The organism is Paenibacillus sp. SAFN-117 (assembly GCF_051966115.1).
Classification (GTDB): Bacteria; Bacillota; Bacilli; order Paenibacillales; family NBRC-103111; genus Paenibacillus_L; species Paenibacillus_L residui.
Map to the genome: position 1 here is coordinate 1 of NZ_JBQCLK010000024.1, position 14,248 is coordinate 14,248.

The window sequence follows — 14,248 nt, forward strand, 5'->3', positions numbered from 1 at the left end:
GAATGGGCGAAAATGATCAAACTAACTGGATAAACTACAGTTAAAATGGGCAACTTTGGGCGAAACGGCTGTTTTGGTGCAAACTAGCTGTAGGTTTTCCAGTTAGTTTCCATATTTCTTCCGAGCATAGAAATCTAACTGTATGAAATCCATTTAGTTTTCAATTTTCACACTATTGAAGCAATTCAACTCTATTCTGCCTTAAAAATCCATCCATTTTCATCATCTGATGGTGCCGCGGTCAGAGGCATGGGGGTCTAAATGGAACAACTACAGCTAGTTTGTAAAAATAGGCGTTATCAACAAAAAACCTTGATTCTAAATGTAATTCTTCCATTTACTTTGATCACTTTCCACCATTCCCTTCAATTTGCCCAAACCCATTAGAACCAACGGGTTTCTATTTGTGCAACATTTATATCCAAACTTATATTCCACCAGGCATATTAAACCTTTAAATCGATGGTTTCGCTCTGCGGAAGTTGAGTTAAAAAATTTCATGGCGGCAGGAAACTTAATTGAAGTGCAGCGCTTTGAAACATAGATTTCGAAAGAAAAATCCCTGCCTCCGCAGGGACATATTGTTCCTTTGCTAAAAAATATCTTCTTCCTATCGGCTTTAAATGGGTGGCGTACGAAATCCAAACATCCAAACACAAGATGGGCGATCCCGTATTCGATCGGGCGCAATCCCATGCCTCCGGCCGCATAAGGCTTGATCCCGTCCCCAACCTGATGAAAACCTAGCCGGTGTACACCCGCAATTCTCCCAACTCGTTCTATTGGGTTGAACTAACCGGCCTATCCTTTGGGAGAAGAAGAAATCCGTCAGCTAACGGGCATCATTCTTGTCAGTATTCTTGGCATCAGTCTTGGTACCATTCTTGTCAGTATTCTTGGCATCAGTCTTGGTACCATCTTTGTCGGCATTCTTGGTATCATTCTTGACTTCATCTTTGCCAGCATTCTTTGAATCGCCCTGGGCAGCTCCGCTTTCACTCTTCTCGGCGAATTCGAATTGAAATCGTTTAGGGTTCGGCTGGTCTCCAACATTAATGGACACTCCATTCACCTTAAGCTCTACGGCATTAGGCGCCCCTAAATTTAGATACACAGGCTCGGTAAGCTCCCAGGTTTTGCTGGCGCCGTTCTCCAAAATTCCCGAGTCTATCGATTTCTTCTCAGGCAAAGCATCGAGTCCGATCCAGCATCTCTTTCCGGTTACCGTCAATTCCAGGTTTATTTTGTCCGTTCCGTTTATTTGATAATAATCCACTCCGCCCTCACTCTTGACAAGCTCGACCACGGGCTGCGGTGTGGGGGTCGGTGATGGAGCGACCGATGGCTGCACAGAAGAACCGGGCGAAGGGGTGGCTGTTGCGTCCGGGTTATTGATTTCGGAGGTATGCCTATCGGTAATTTTATGCTTGTCAGGCTCCTCCAGATCATTTCCGGCAACGTGGTACTTGTTAACGAAGAACCATATCAGGAAAAGAATCAGAATCAGAAATGCCCACAGCATAATCCCGGTAACCCATTTCCCCCAACCGTCTCCCGTTTTGGCGCTGGCCCTGCTGCGGGTGACCGTCTCGATCGCCGTTTCCGGTTCCGTCGGCGGAAGGACATTGCTGTACAGCTTGAGCAATTCGTTAGGATCCAGTCCGACCGCTTCCGCATAGTTTTTGATAAAGGCGCGGACATAAAAATTACCGGGAAGCACCTTGTAATTCCCTTCCTCGATCGCTTCCAGATAACGCTTACGGATTTTCGTCGTTTCCTGCAAGTCTTCCAGTGATATTCCTTGTTCCAGTCTTTGCTTCTTCAGAATTTGGCCCAGCTCTTGCACACATTCACCTCCTGACTATTTCAGCCTTTAGTCAAAAATCCCCGTATCCGGAGTTAACTACGTCATAATTGATTTCTTCGCCGGGTTCATGTCTCAGTTCAATAATCACGTCAAAAAGATCATAGTCGAACGGAGAGTGCTTTATAAAAATGTCGGGATGCTCAATGACCTTCGTGGAGGGCATCGCCATAATTTCCTGCACGAGCATCCGATGCTCGTCCGAGGCCCGCATCGTAGACACAATTCCGTCCATAATATAAATATGATCGGGATTCAGCTCACCGGCCGACAAATGGCTGCGCATCGTCTGCTTGAGCAGCGTCGAAGACACGATAGTCCATCTCTTGTTTGAACAGACACTGCCGGCAATGATCGACTCCGTCTTGCCGACTCTGGGCATGCCTCTTAAACCGATGACCTGATTGCCGTCCCTCTTAAAAAGCTCTCCCAGAAAATCAACCAGAAGCCCCAGCTCGTCGCGGGTGAATCGGAAGGTCTTCTTATCATCCGAATCTCTCTCCGGGTACCGACCGTGTCTGACAGCCAGCAGGTCAACAAGCCTCGGAGTGCGAAGGGCATTGATCGTAATATTGTCCACCTTTTTTAACATTTTACCCATAACTTCTATTTTATCATCATCATCGTCATTCGTTTGCAGAAGCATTCCCCGGGTCCGGTCCTCGACCCCGTTGATTGTCAAAATATTGATATCAAGCATTCCCATTAAGGAAGCGATGTCCCCCAGCAAACCGGGGCGGTTTTTATGTATTTTGTATTCCATATACCACTGCTTCACTGCCAAACCGCGCCTCCCCCAATTTAGAAGTAAGGTGTTTTACCGGTTGCTTATATAAATTCTGGGATTGCCCCAATAGAAATTGACGAATATTCAATTGCCAATCCTCCAAAAGCAGCAAAAAAATAAGGCTTATTTCCTGCTTCGATATCCTAATTCTACAAATTTCGTCATTTTCCTTCTCTATCCCCTAATTTACTTTGTCAAAATTTAAAAACTTTACTATAAGTATACCATGGTTGCAAAAGAAAAACCTCCAAAAAAGGAGGCATTTTTTTTGCTTTTGTCAGGACTCTTTTACCCACTTGATCATCAGCTTTGCGATCATTTGCTGCTCGTTAGTGTCGGCCACATCCCACAGCTCCTTGAGCATGCGTTCTTCATTGTTCTTGGGGTCGATCTTATCCGCAAGAAATCCGCCAATCTGATAAGCAAGCTTGGAGATGGTTTCCTCGCTCATCCCTGCTTTTTCTGCTTCGCTGACACGATTCGACAGAAACTCTTTCCACTTTTCTATAGATTTCAATACAGTTGTTTCCACCTGGAATTCCTCCTTGGGGTAATGAAATGACAGTCCTAATATTTGCAGATTAAGCGACAAATATTCATTCCCCAATAGCGGTGTAATCAGGTGAACCAGCCTCCGTTAGGGCTGATGATCTGTCCGGTAATATAGCCTGACTCCGGAAGGGCCAGAAAATAGACCAGGGCGGCGATTTCATCCGGTTGGGCAAAGCGGCCGGCCGGAATTTCATTCTCTATTGCCGCCTTCTCCTCTTCATTGAACTGGTCCATCATCTCCGTTTGAACTACTCCTGGAGCTACCGCATTGACAGTTATCCCGGAAGGGCCCAATTCTTTGGCAAGCGCCTTGGTCATTGCATTGACCCCCCCTTTGGCCGTTGAGTAGACGACTTCGCAGGAAGCCCCGGTAATCCCCCAGACTGAAGAAACATTGATGATCCGCCCGTATTTGCGGCGAACCATCTCCTCCATAAACATCTGAGTGCAGAGAAAGGTCCCTTTCAAATTCACGCTCATGATATGGTCCCAATCGTCCTCAGAAACCTCGGAGAACAAACCGTAATGGGCTATTCCCGCATTATTGACCAATATTTCCGGCATCATCCCATGCTTCTCCAGCTTATCCCTCATTCTCATGAGCTGCTCCTTGGACCTGAGATCGGCCGTCGCGGTGACGACATTGGCCCCGAGTTCCAAACACCGTCTGGCCACCTCATTAGCCTCTTCATGGGAGTTTCGGTAATGAACGACAATGTTCATGCCTTCTCTTGCAAATCGCTCGGCGATGGCGGCGCCGATTCCCCTGCTGGCCCCGGTTACGAGAACCGTTTGTTGTGGAAAGGGCTTCATGCTCATCCTTGTGCATTCCTTACGACGGAAACAGCCATCCGCTCCCATTGGAAATGATCGCGCAGACGTTCATTAACCTCTTGCAATGTCATAGCCTCATATTTAGGCAGAATGGTGAAGAAGTCGCTTCCTTTGAACAGATAGCTGGTAAATTCGTTGGCCATCGCTTCCGGCGAATTAAGCATGCGCAAATATCCGCCCATTTTCTTTCTGCGGCATCTTTCAAAATCTTCTTCCGCTATTCCTTTCTCCAGAACGGGCGTCAAGAGCTGCTTCACTCTCGACAGAAGCTCCTCCGGATCGCGGGTATCCCCTCCGATCATGGAGAAGGAATATCCGGGAGTACAGTTATAACTGAATCCGAAGTTGTCGGAGATCAGGTTCTCCTCGTACAACGTTTGGTAAATTGCCGAGCTTTGGCTGAACAGGCAGTCCATCATGACGGCTGTGACCAGTTCCTTACGCAGCAAAGCATCCCCTTCGAGCTTACCGGATACTTCCTTGAAGCCAAACAAGCACTTCGGCTCGGAGACGGGAAGCACCGTCGTCTTCATCTCCTGCTTCACTTCGGCAGGCTCCGCCGGAAATAGCCGGTTAATGCTTCCCTGGGGAGAGAAAGTCTTGGCTTGCTGGTTGCCGCGAACCCATTGCATAACCTCTTCCGGGTCTACTCCGCCCACGACAAACAAGCACATATTGCTCGGATGATAGAAGGTGTGATAACACTCATACAGCGTTTCCTTCGTAATTTCCGCAATGGATTCGACTGTTCCCGCAATATCGATCCGCACCGGATGATTATGGTACATCGCCTCGATCAGGCCGAAATAAACTCTCCAGTCCGGCTGATCCTGATACATTTTGATTTCCTGGCCGATAATTCCTTTCTCCTTCTCTACGTTCTCATCCGTAAAATAAGGATGCTGCACGAAATCCAGAAGTGTGGTCAGGTTTTCCTTAATATGACCCGTAGCGGAGAAAAGATAGACGGTCCGGTCAAAGCTGGTAAAAGCATTAGCGGAAGCCCCGTGCGATGCAAAGGTAGCGAAGATATCTCCGGTTGGCTCTTCGAACATCTTATGCTCCAGGAAGTGGGCGATCCCGTCGGGCACCTTCACTTCTTCCTTCCCTTCGACGCGAAAATGATTATCGACCGAGCCATATTTTGTAGAAAACGTGGCGTAAGTTTTTTGAAAACCCTTTTTGGGCAGAACATACACGGTCAATCCATTGTCCAGACGGTCAACGTATAAGGTTTCATTCAAAGATTCGTAGCGGATGGTCTCCATCTTACTCACCCTCCTTATCGCGCAAGAAGTAAATCGTATCGAGGCAAACATCGTCGGCCACTTCACGGATTTGCTGAGGGGTTACGGCTTCCACCGCCGCAATCAATTCGGGAATGGACCTTTCCTTGCCCGACAGCACGCTGTTGAAATCAAAGCCGATCATCTCGTATGCGGAGTCCTGGATCTCTTTAAGCTGATTGACGATCATGGCTTTCGTTTGGGACAGTTCCAGATCGCTGATCTCCCCTCTGACCATCGCGTCGAGCTGTTCCCGGATAATCGATACCGCTTTCTCATAATTATTGATTTCAATCCCCGATTGAATCGTAATAATTCCCTTATGTCCATCCAAGCGGGAGGAGGCGTAATAAGCAAGGCTTTCTTTCTCTCGTACGTTCATAAAGAGTTTGGAATGAGGATATCCTCCCAACACCCCGTTATACATCAAGGCGGCGGCATAGCGTTCGTCCCCATAAGTAATGCTGCTTCTCAGCCCCATGTTCAGCTTGCCCTGCCCGACCTCCAGCCTCTCGATTACCGTATTGACATCCCGCTTGTCCCCGCAAGCCGCCGGCTTGGTAACATATGCAGGATTTTCCGAACGTTCGGAAGCCAGCAATTCCCTTAAGATAGATTGAACTTCCTCGCTCGTCGTATTTCCGACCACATACAGATCGATCGGAGAGCTTTGCAGCCACTGCCGGTAAGCCGAGTACAGAGATTGTTTATCCAGCTTCTCCAACTTGTCCAGTTGCCCGAGAGGATGAAGGCGGTAAGGCTCGTTCTTACACATTTCCTCCAGGCATCTTTCCGCGGCATAACGGATTTTATCATTGATTATGGATTGTATTCTTTTGCGAAGGGTCTGTTTTTCCGATTCTACATACTTGCTGACGAAATGATCGTTCTCCAGTGCCGGACGAGTAATGGCTTCGGTCAAAAATTTAAGTGCCTGTTTTAATAAAGGCTCTGTCCCGGAAACGTATTGATCCTCGATCATGTCCATTCGAAACTGAACGATTTGGTAATCTCCCCGTTTATAAATATCAAAGCCGAACCCGGCCCCATACAATTCATCCAGCCGCTCACGAAAGCGTTTGGTCTCAGGCAAGGCTTGCGTCCCCCGCCGCAGCACAAACGGCGTAAGTGCCGTCGGGGTTACGGTCTCCTCTGCAAGCGGTGTTCCGATATATGCGCTGATCGCATAGGTTTTAAAGCGGTCGGTCGGCAGGACGTGCAGGCGGATCGAATGAATTTCGCTTCGTTCAAACTTGGATGGTCTCATGCCAACATTGCTCCCTTCTGCTCCGTAGTCGTAACCATATTCTTAGGTATACTGAGTCTATTCCATTATATTCCTACAGAATGAGAAGAAGCAACCGAAGCCGGCTGCTTCCAACCATTCCGTTATGCTGATCAGGTGAGGTTCCGATATAGTTACTTACAGAAAATATGCTTGCCTATAGTTTTCACCTGCGGTCTTGTCCAAATCCAGGCAGAGGTCGCCGTCTCCGGGTTGAAATAATATTCGCAGCCCCCGGAAGGGTCCCAGCCGTTAATGGCATCCAATACGGCTTTCTTGGCCGTTTCGTTAGGCTGCAGCCATATTTGTCCGTCTGCTACCGCCGTGAAGGCCCCGGGCTGGAAAATAACTCCGGAAATCGTATTCGGGAAGCTCGCCGATTTCAGGCGGTTAAGAATAACCGCAGCTACAGCAACCTGCCCAACATACGGCTCGCCGCGGGCCTCTCCATATACGGCATTGGCCATCAGCTTCAAATCATTGTCGGATAGCCCGCCATGAGACGAAGCCGGCAGGTTGGCATTGGCCGGCGGTGCCGCGCCTCCACCACCTCCACCTCCGCCTGTCGGTGCCTGAGGAGCTGTCGGCCTCCAGCTTTTGGTCGCTTTCCAAAGCGCCAGTTTCGTCTTCGGTCCCACCAGCCCGTCAACTTTTAATCCGAAATCGCCTTGGAACCACTTGACCGCTTTGAGAGTCAGATACCCGTAATCCCCATCGATGTTGCCGTGATAAAAACCTAGAAATTTCAATCTTCCCTGCAGCTCATAAACGTCGTCTCCGGTACTGCCGTAACGGATCAGGTTCTCGCTGAACACTTCAGTGGACTTGTTCTCTTTGAATTGCATCGTTAAGAAAAAGGCCACAAGAATACAGCAAGTAATAACGATAAGCCGTTTATTCATTCGCATACTCAACCTTTCTTCATGATGTTGAAGTCCAAGTTGAAGTTATTATTTGAAAGGTTTCCCGCTTCTATACAGACGCCCTAGAACCTGTCGGGCCCGAAAACAACGAGTAGGGAACAGCAGCGAATACGGACGAAAGTGCGGATTCCTTGTTTTTAAAAAAATAAGCTGCCGGTCATCCGGCAGCTTCAGTTAACTTATTTTATTATGCAAGGAATGGCATAGTTAAAGGGACGCACGGTTTACGAACTGATCCGGGTCTGCTGGAATTGCTCCAAGGTAAGCAGAACTTCTCTCGGTTTGCTGCCCTCGTAAGGGCCCACAATCCCCTTGGCTTCCATCGTATCGATTAACCTTGCGGCACGGGTATATCCGATGCGCATTCTGCGTTGGAGCAATGAAACGGAAGCCTGCTTGGCCTCAACAATAATTTGTACAGCCTGATCGAACAGCTCGTCCTCGAACACTTCCTCCTGTTCCGTCTGCTCCTCCACCTCCGGCACCATCTCCTCCTGATAGTTGGCCTGCTCTTGGCTGCGGCAGAATGTGACGACGGCTTCGACTTCCTGGTCGGACAGGAACGCGCCTTGTACACGCAGAGGCTTGCTTGCTCCGACCGGCATGAACAGCATGTCGCCCCGGCCGAGCAGCTTCTCGGCACCGGCCATATCTAGAATGGTCCTGGAATCAACCTGCGAGGAGACTCCGAAAGCGATCCGGGACGGAATATTGGCTTTAATCAACCCGGTAATAACGTCTACCGATGGTCTCTGGGTCGCGATGATCAGGTGAATTCCGGCCGCTCTGGCCATCTGCGCCAGCCGGCAGATGGAGTCCTCTACATCGTTGGCGGCTACCATCATCAAATCGGCAAGCTCGTCAACAATGACCACGATCAGCGGCAGCGGTTCTCCGGGATTCGGATTATCCTTATTGGTAATCAAGGCATTATAACCCTCGATATTGCGGGTTCCGGTCTTGGAGAACAGCTCATAGCGCTTCTCCATCTCCACGACAACCTTCTTCAGAGCCAGGGAGGCTCTTCGGGGATCGGTGACGACGGGTGCCAGCAAATGGGGAATTCCGTTGTATACATTCAATTCCACCATTTTAGGGTCGATCATCAGAAACTTCACTTCATCCGGCTTCGCTTTAAATAGAATGCTTGTAATAATACCGTTAATACATACGGATTTACCCGACCCTGTGGCCCCCGCTACGAGCAAGTGCGGCATCTTGGCGAGATTGGCTACAATCGGCTGGCCGGTAATATCTCTTCCCAGAGATATAGATAGCTTGGCGTCCGCTTCATAGAAGGCGGTGCTCTCCATGACTTCACGCAGGGTAACCATAGAAACTTCCGTATTCGGGACTTCAATCCCTATAGCCGACTTCCCGGGAATCGGCGCTTCCATGCGGATATCCTTGGCGGCCAGAGCCAAAGCGATATCATCGGTCAACCCGACAATCCGGCTGACCTTGACCCCCACGTCCGGCTGAATCTCATATCTTGTTACCGATGGCCCCCGGACAACGTCCAGCACTTTGGCCCGAACTCCGAAGCTTTCCAGAGTCGCTTCCAATTTGCGGGCGTTTGCTTTATAGTCCATATGATCGGAGCCTTTGCCGATTCCGACAGGCTTCGAGAGAAGGCCGAAGTCCGGAAGCTGATACGGCTTGCCCGGTGTTTTATCGGGATCATTGCCGAACGCCAGCTCTTCATCCGCTTGCTCTTCTTCGTTCTTCCCGGCCTCCACGGGCTTGCGGGATTCGCTCTTCTCAATTTCATCGCGGAAATCCCGGATGATCGGAATGGCCGGTTCATCCTTCTGGCTTTCCTCGAGCAAATGCTCGGTCATTTTCACCGGTTTCTGCTCTTCCTTCTTATCCTTCTTGGAAGTCAGCAGTTGTACGAAAACCGGCTTCTTCTTCTCTTCCTGCTCGTAATCCGGGTCCGGCAAAGTTTCCTCATCGGGTTCGTCCTCGTCCGGATCATAAATCTCAGCAGCAGGCTGCTTCTTGAGCTTCTTGGAGGTCGGTACTTGCTTATGTACCAGCTTTCGCTTCGTGAATAAGGAGGCAATGCTCTTCAACATTCGCTCTCCAATGTTTCTAAACCGCTTGTTGAAGCTCTTGAACAGATCGACCATGGAGATACCGGTCACCAATAGAATCCCCGCCGCAAACAACGCATAGACGATAAGCTTGGAGCCCCAGAGTCCGAACAGCAAATAGAGGGCGGCATACAAGAAAGCCCCGATCATCCCTCCGCCGACTTCCCTGTGGAGAATGTTGGGCGAATCCTCGGCCCCTCTGAGCCCGTCCGCCATGCGCTCCCAGGTTTCGCTTATGATATAGGAGGATTTTAACGTATCCCCCAACGGATCGATGATAGTCATCATGGACATGTGGTTAAGGATAATCAGTCCAGCCAGAATGAGGCTAAGCCCCGTCTTCTTGGAGGACCACTTTCTCGGCCATGCCCGATTGATCATGACGTATACGGCAATATAAATAAAGATCAGGGGGATAACGAAATCAAGCACCCCGATCAGAAACCTGAATAAATAGGTTAGTGCACGCGCTACCGATCCTTGACGAGAAAGGGCGATGACGGACAGAATAAGGATCGCTATTCCGTACAGCTCGTACTTGATGGCTAACTTCGTGCCGGCATTTTTCTTTCTTTTTTTTGCCAATTAAGCCACCTCCGTTCCCTATTATATCATAATGGGCAAGAATGACATATAGTTGTCCGGTCGCAAGAATGCAAAGAAAACAACACCCGGGACAGGTCGCCGGGTGCGGTTAAAACAGACTGTTTCAGTTCTGTTCATACGCGGAAGGGGTGAAGGTAATGATTGTCCCCGGAGCATAAGCCGGGTTCAGATAATCGTTCACATTGGGGCTCAATAGACGGATAATCTTGGCCTGATTCGCACTCAGGCGCTGCACCTGCATTTCCACACCTTGAACTTGAATTTGCTCGAATGAATAATCCGCCTCTTCACTGCCTTCCATAACCAGATCCAGAGGAACAATGGAATGGATGGTCATTGGAACGTCACCTCTTGTCTGGGCGCTTTGCGCTCGGCAATCATTTGGTTAAGGCGCTGCAGCGCCTCTCCGATACCGCCGATAGAATCAATCAGCCCGTACCGAACTGCATCCTGACCGATGACCGTTGTCCCGATGTCGCGGGTAAGCTCCCCTGTTTTGAACATTAATTCCTTGATTTTCTCTTCACTGATTCGCGAATGCCTTGTGATGAATTGAATGATCCGCTCCTGCATCTTGTCCAAATACTCGAAGGTTTGAGGAACTCCGATCACCATTCCTGTCAAGCGGATCGGATGGATCGTCATCGTCGCGGTTTCCGCTATGACGCTGTAATCCGAGGAGACGGCAATCGGTACCCCGATACTGTGCCCCCCTCCGAGAACGAGAGTGACAGTCGGCTTAGATATTGTGGCTATCATCTCGGCGATCGCCAATCCCGCTTCTACGTCGCCTCCGACTGTGTTAAGGATAACAAGAATACCTTCAATTTTAGCATTCTGTTCGGCGGCCACCAGTTGAGGTATGAGATGCTCATACTTCGTCGTTTTGTTTTGCGGCGGGAGGATCATATGACCTTCTACTTGACCTATGATCGTTAAACAATAAATGTTGCTCTCGACCGTTGGAGTTGTTGTTTGACCAAGCTGTTGTATATTTTCCAGTGCCGCGTTCTTCTTCGGATCCTCAGTCACGGGTGCAGCCGGTGTCGGTTCCTGATTTACGAATGGTTCCACTGTATATTTCCCTCCAGATGTTTAGTCCTTCATACTTCCAGTAATGGCGGCGGTATTGAACGATTCCAAGAAAGGCCTCCCTTCTGCTTGCCCACTGCAAAAAAGGACCGGCCATAGCTCTTTACTTAGTATGAGTGTATAACGTCGCAATCATGCATCTTGGGACAGCTTGCAGACGAGAGCTTGTTGTAATTCAGTAGCTGACGGCCCGTGCTTCTTCACATACAGCCTGCTATTTAAAGACCGCGGCATTTCAGGCCATAATGACTGATTTTTCCATTGGGAAGGTTGATTCTTCATCACGGTTTGCTCTATCATTTGAAGGAAACCTCTTCAGAGTGGTGGTGCAGCCAAGCTTTCTGACCTTACTGTATGAAGCGGTGTTTTTCTTTCTTTGCAACCTATCTAAGAAGGAGGTTGACTTCCCTATGAAAACAATCCTAATCGTAGAAGACGATATCAGTTTAAATAAAGGAATCATGCTTACGCTCGCCCGGGACGGAATTGCGATCCGCCAAGCTTATGATCTGGCGGCAGCGAACAAATTGCTGTTGGAGGAACCTATCGATTTAATTATTCTCGACGTAAATCTCCCGGACGGCAGCGGCCTGGATTTCTGTGAACAAGTACGCCGGAGATCACGGGTTCCGATTATCTTTCTGACCGCAAACGATCTCGAGGCGGATATCGTAACCGGCTTTGAACTCGGCGGGGACGACTATATTACGAAACCGTTCAGTTTGATGGTGCTGCGCGCAAGGGTTATGGCGGTGCTCAGAAGAATGGAGCCGCAGAATGAGGATCAATGGACGATAGATCATCTTTCGTTCGATTTCGGGAAAATGGATTTCCGGAAACACGGGCAGCCCTTACTATTGAGCCGTACCGAACAGAAGCTGTTAAAAGTGCTTGTGGCGAATCGGGGAATTATTCTGACCAGGGAGCAGATCATGGACAAAGTATGGACTCATGAGGCGGAATTTGTGGATGAGAACGCATTAACGGTCACGGTTAAAAGATTGCTCGCGAAAATTGAAGAAGAACCTTCATCGCCAAAATACATTAAGACGGTGTATGGGTTAGGATACATATGGTCTGAGGGGAACCGGACATGAACCATTATCGGGAACTCAAGTTTAAACGAATTTATATCTTTTTCTTGTCTTCTTTTCTCATCTTGACTATCGGATATTCGCTCGGGATGCTGTATATGACCGAATTTGAAGGAATGACGGGATGGCTGACCATCGGCTTCGGCGCTGCTCTGCTCTTAATGGCAGGTGCCCTCGTTTGGGTTCTTCGATCACAGGTGAAGGCCGTGATCCGGACGGTTGATGATATCGTGGACGGGGCCATAAGCGGCCGGAGGCGGATAACGGGCTATGCGGAGACGAATCTGTCATCGCTGGAAAACAAATTGACCCGCTATATTGATATGTCCAGGGCCCATGAGCAGAATAAAGAAGCTGAGAAAAATAAAATCCAGGGACTGATTTCGGACATTTCCCATCAAACGAAAACCCCCCTCTCCAACATCCATTTGTATACCCAATTACTGGAGGAACAACCATTGCCCGATGAGAGCAGCCGTTACTTGGTAGCCCAAATCAAGACGCAGTCGGAAAAGCTGAATTGGCTGATCCAGTCTCTGATCAAAATGTCGCGGCTGGAGACAGGCGTTATTGCCATCCGGGCAGGAGCTCATCCGGTGCTGCCAACGGTCATGGCTGCCGTATCACAGGTTTATGCCGAGGCGGAGGCCAGGAAGATAAGGATCGGGGTATCCTGCGATCCGACAACGGCGGCCAGCCATGATCCGAAGTGGACTGGTGAAGCCCTGTTTAACATTCTGGATAACGCAGTCAAGTACAGCAACAATGGGGAACAAATTTTAATCTCGGTCAAAGCCGGTGAAATGTTCACCCGTATTAATATCGCCGACCACGGGATCGGAATCGCGGAAAGCGAGCTGAACCTGGTTTTTCAACGATTTTATAGATGCGCAAAGACGCCTGTAAATGAAGGCGTAGGAATCGGCTTATACTTGGCCAGGGAAATCGTCACATCCCAGGGCGGATATATCAAAGCCTCCTCCAAGCCGGGAGAGGGATCGGTTTTTTCCGTGTTTTTACCCGTAAATTAAGAGATTGTGTCTAATGTGTTATTTTTCAGACACCGGAATGTCAGATTGATCTGTTATAAATAGTCTGTACTCTTCGTACAGACTATTTTTGGGGGAGATGAAAGCTTTGTCGGTCCTGCGAGTTGATCATTTGAAAAAATATTACGGTAAAGGACATCCGGTCGTAAAGGCTCTCGACGGCGTTTCCCTGACCGTTGAGAAGGGGGAATTTGTCGCCATCGTCGGTACCAGCGGCAGCGGCAAGAGTACTCTGCTTCATTTGCTGGGCGGGCTGGATCGGGCCACGGAAGGCAAGGTTTACGTGGACGGGAACGATATTTTCAGCATGAACGACGAGAATCTGACCATTTTCCGGCGAAGATCGGTCGGGTTTGTTTTTCAGAGCTATAATTTGATTCCCATTCTGAATGTATACGAAAACATTGTGCTTCCTATTGAACTGGACGGCGCCAGAGTGGATGAACCGTATATCGATCATATCATTGGAGCGCTCGGGCTTAGGGAGAAGATCCACAGCCTCCCTTCCAGCCTGTCCGGCGGGCAGCAGCAAAGAGTGGCTATCGCGCGAGCATTGGCAACGAAACCGTCCATTCTGTTGGCCGATGAACCTACCGGGAATTTGGACAGCAAAACAAGCCAGGAAGTTCTTATCCTCATGAAACAGATGAGCGACAAGTTTAATCAGACGATGGTGATGATTACCCACAATGAAGAGATCGCACAAACGGCGGACAGGGTAATCCGGATCGAGGACGGCAGAATCGTTAGCCGATCCGACACCAGCGGGGGGTGAGCCGG

13 protein-coding genes are annotated in these 14,248 nt (G+C 49.2%); 3 read left to right on the forward strand and 10 right to left on the reverse strand.

Features of this window, described 5'->3' with window-relative positions; genetic code table 11:
• Positions 1–832: 832 nt before the first annotated feature.
• The 10 genes from ACTHRH_RS16020 to ACTHRH_RS16065 form a co-directional block, all read right to left on the reverse strand.
• Positions 833–1,846: a helix-turn-helix domain-containing protein gene (locus ACTHRH_RS16020; protein ID WP_150959650.1), complete on the reverse strand. Its 1,014-nt coding sequence runs from the start codon at positions 1,844–1,846 to the stop codon at positions 833–835.
• Positions 1,847–1,877: 31 nt separating this feature from the next.
• A complete protein-coding gene (locus ACTHRH_RS16025) occupies positions 1,878–2,648 on the reverse strand; it encodes a DUF3388 domain-containing protein (RefSeq protein ID WP_144933037.1) in 771 nt (256 codons plus the stop codon).
• A 280-nt stretch (positions 2,649–2,928) separates the two neighbouring features.
• Positions 2,929–3,183 carry a DUF3243 domain-containing protein gene (locus tag ACTHRH_RS16030; RefSeq protein WP_144933039.1) on the reverse strand — a complete coding sequence of 85 codons (255 nt, stop codon included), beginning with the start codon at positions 3,181–3,183 and terminating at the stop codon, positions 2,929–2,931.
• Positions 3,184–3,269: 86 nt separating this feature from the next.
• Positions 3,270–4,022 (reverse strand): elongation factor P 5-aminopentanone reductase, encoded by a 753-nt coding sequence (gene ymfI, locus ACTHRH_RS16035; protein ID WP_379287323.1) that lies wholly within the window; start codon positions 4,020–4,022, stop codon positions 3,270–3,272.
• The gene (yfmH, locus tag ACTHRH_RS16040) at positions 4,019–5,305 is read right to left on the reverse strand and encodes an EF-P 5-aminopentanol modification-associated protein YfmH (RefSeq protein WP_379287325.1); all 1,287 of its coding nucleotides are present in this window, start codon (positions 5,303–5,305) and stop codon (positions 4,019–4,021) included. The genes ymfI and yfmH overlap by 4 nt, the downstream gene beginning before the upstream one ends.
• A 1-nt stretch (position 5,306) precedes the next feature.
• Positions 5,307–6,590 (reverse strand): EF-P 5-aminopentanol modification-associated protein YfmF, encoded by a 1,284-nt coding sequence (gene yfmF / locus ACTHRH_RS16045; protein WP_379287327.1) that lies wholly within the window; start codon positions 6,588–6,590, stop codon positions 5,307–5,309.
• Positions 6,591–6,742: 152 nt separating this feature from the next.
• Positions 6,743–7,510 carry a spore cortex-lytic enzyme gene (sleB, locus tag ACTHRH_RS16050; protein ID WP_379287329.1) on the reverse strand — a complete coding sequence of 256 codons (768 nt, stop codon included), beginning with the start codon at positions 7,508–7,510 and terminating at the stop codon, positions 6,743–6,745.
• A gap of 245 nt (positions 7,511–7,755) precedes the next feature.
• Positions 7,756–10,212 carry an FtsK/SpoIIIE family DNA translocase gene (locus ACTHRH_RS16055; RefSeq protein WP_379287331.1) on the reverse strand — a complete coding sequence of 819 codons (2,457 nt, stop codon included), beginning with the start codon at positions 10,210–10,212 and terminating at the stop codon, positions 7,756–7,758.
• Positions 10,213–10,336: 124 nt separating this feature from the next.
• Complete coding sequence (locus ACTHRH_RS16060; protein WP_144933049.1) at positions 10,337–10,570, reverse strand: YlzJ-like family protein; 234 nt, start codon at positions 10,568–10,570, stop codon at positions 10,337–10,339.
• Positions 10,567–11,307: a ClpP family protease gene (locus ACTHRH_RS16065; RefSeq protein WP_144933052.1), complete on the reverse strand. Its 741-nt coding sequence runs from the start codon at positions 11,305–11,307 to the stop codon at positions 10,567–10,569. Before ACTHRH_RS16065 ends, ACTHRH_RS16060 begins: the two co-directional genes overlap by 4 nt.
• A gap of 428 nt (positions 11,308–11,735) precedes the next feature.
• On the opposite strand from ACTHRH_RS16065, the gene ACTHRH_RS16070 reads away from it, so the two are divergent.
• From ACTHRH_RS16070 to ACTHRH_RS16080, 3 genes are all read left to right on the forward strand, one after another.
• Complete coding sequence (locus ACTHRH_RS16070) at positions 11,736–12,422, forward strand: response regulator transcription factor (protein WP_440416522.1); 687 nt, start codon at positions 11,736–11,738, stop codon at positions 12,420–12,422.
• The gene (locus tag ACTHRH_RS16075; protein WP_379287334.1) at positions 12,419–13,450 is read left to right on the forward strand and encodes a sensor histidine kinase; all 1,032 of its coding nucleotides are present in this window, start codon (positions 12,419–12,421) and stop codon (positions 13,448–13,450) included. The genes ACTHRH_RS16070 and ACTHRH_RS16075 overlap by 4 nt, the downstream gene beginning before the upstream one ends.
• A 106-nt stretch (positions 13,451–13,556) precedes the next feature.
• Positions 13,557–14,243, forward strand: a complete 687-nt coding sequence (locus ACTHRH_RS16080) for an ABC transporter ATP-binding protein (RefSeq protein ID WP_150959646.1) — start codon at positions 13,557–13,559, stop codon at positions 14,241–14,243.
• The last annotated feature ends 5 nt before the right edge of the window (positions 14,244–14,248 follow it).

Coding starts and splice junctions, on each gene's coding strand:
- ymfI (WP_379287323.1), bottom strand. CDS start 4,022: ATGAGCATGAAGCCCTTTCCACAACAAACGGTTCTCGTAACCGGGGCC.
- yfmH (WP_379287325.1), bottom strand. CDS start 5,305: ATGGAGACCATCCGCTACGAATCTTTGAATGAAACCTTATACGTTGAC.
- yfmF (WP_379287327.1), bottom strand. CDS start 6,590: ATGAGACCATCCAAGTTTGAACGAAGCGAAATTCATTCGATCCGCCTG.
- sleB (WP_379287329.1), bottom strand. CDS start 7,510: ATGAATAAACGGCTTATCGTTATTACTTGCTGTATTCTTGTGGCCTTT.
- ACTHRH_RS16060 (WP_144933049.1), bottom strand. CDS start 10,570: ATGACCATCCATTCCATTGTTCCTCTGGATCTGGTTATGGAAGGCAGT.
- ACTHRH_RS16070 (WP_440416522.1), top strand. CDS start 11,736: ATGAAAACAATCCTAATCGTAGAAGACGATATCAGTTTAAATAAAGGA.
- ACTHRH_RS16075 (WP_379287334.1), top strand. CDS start 12,419: ATGAACCATTATCGGGAACTCAAGTTTAAACGAATTTATATCTTTTTC.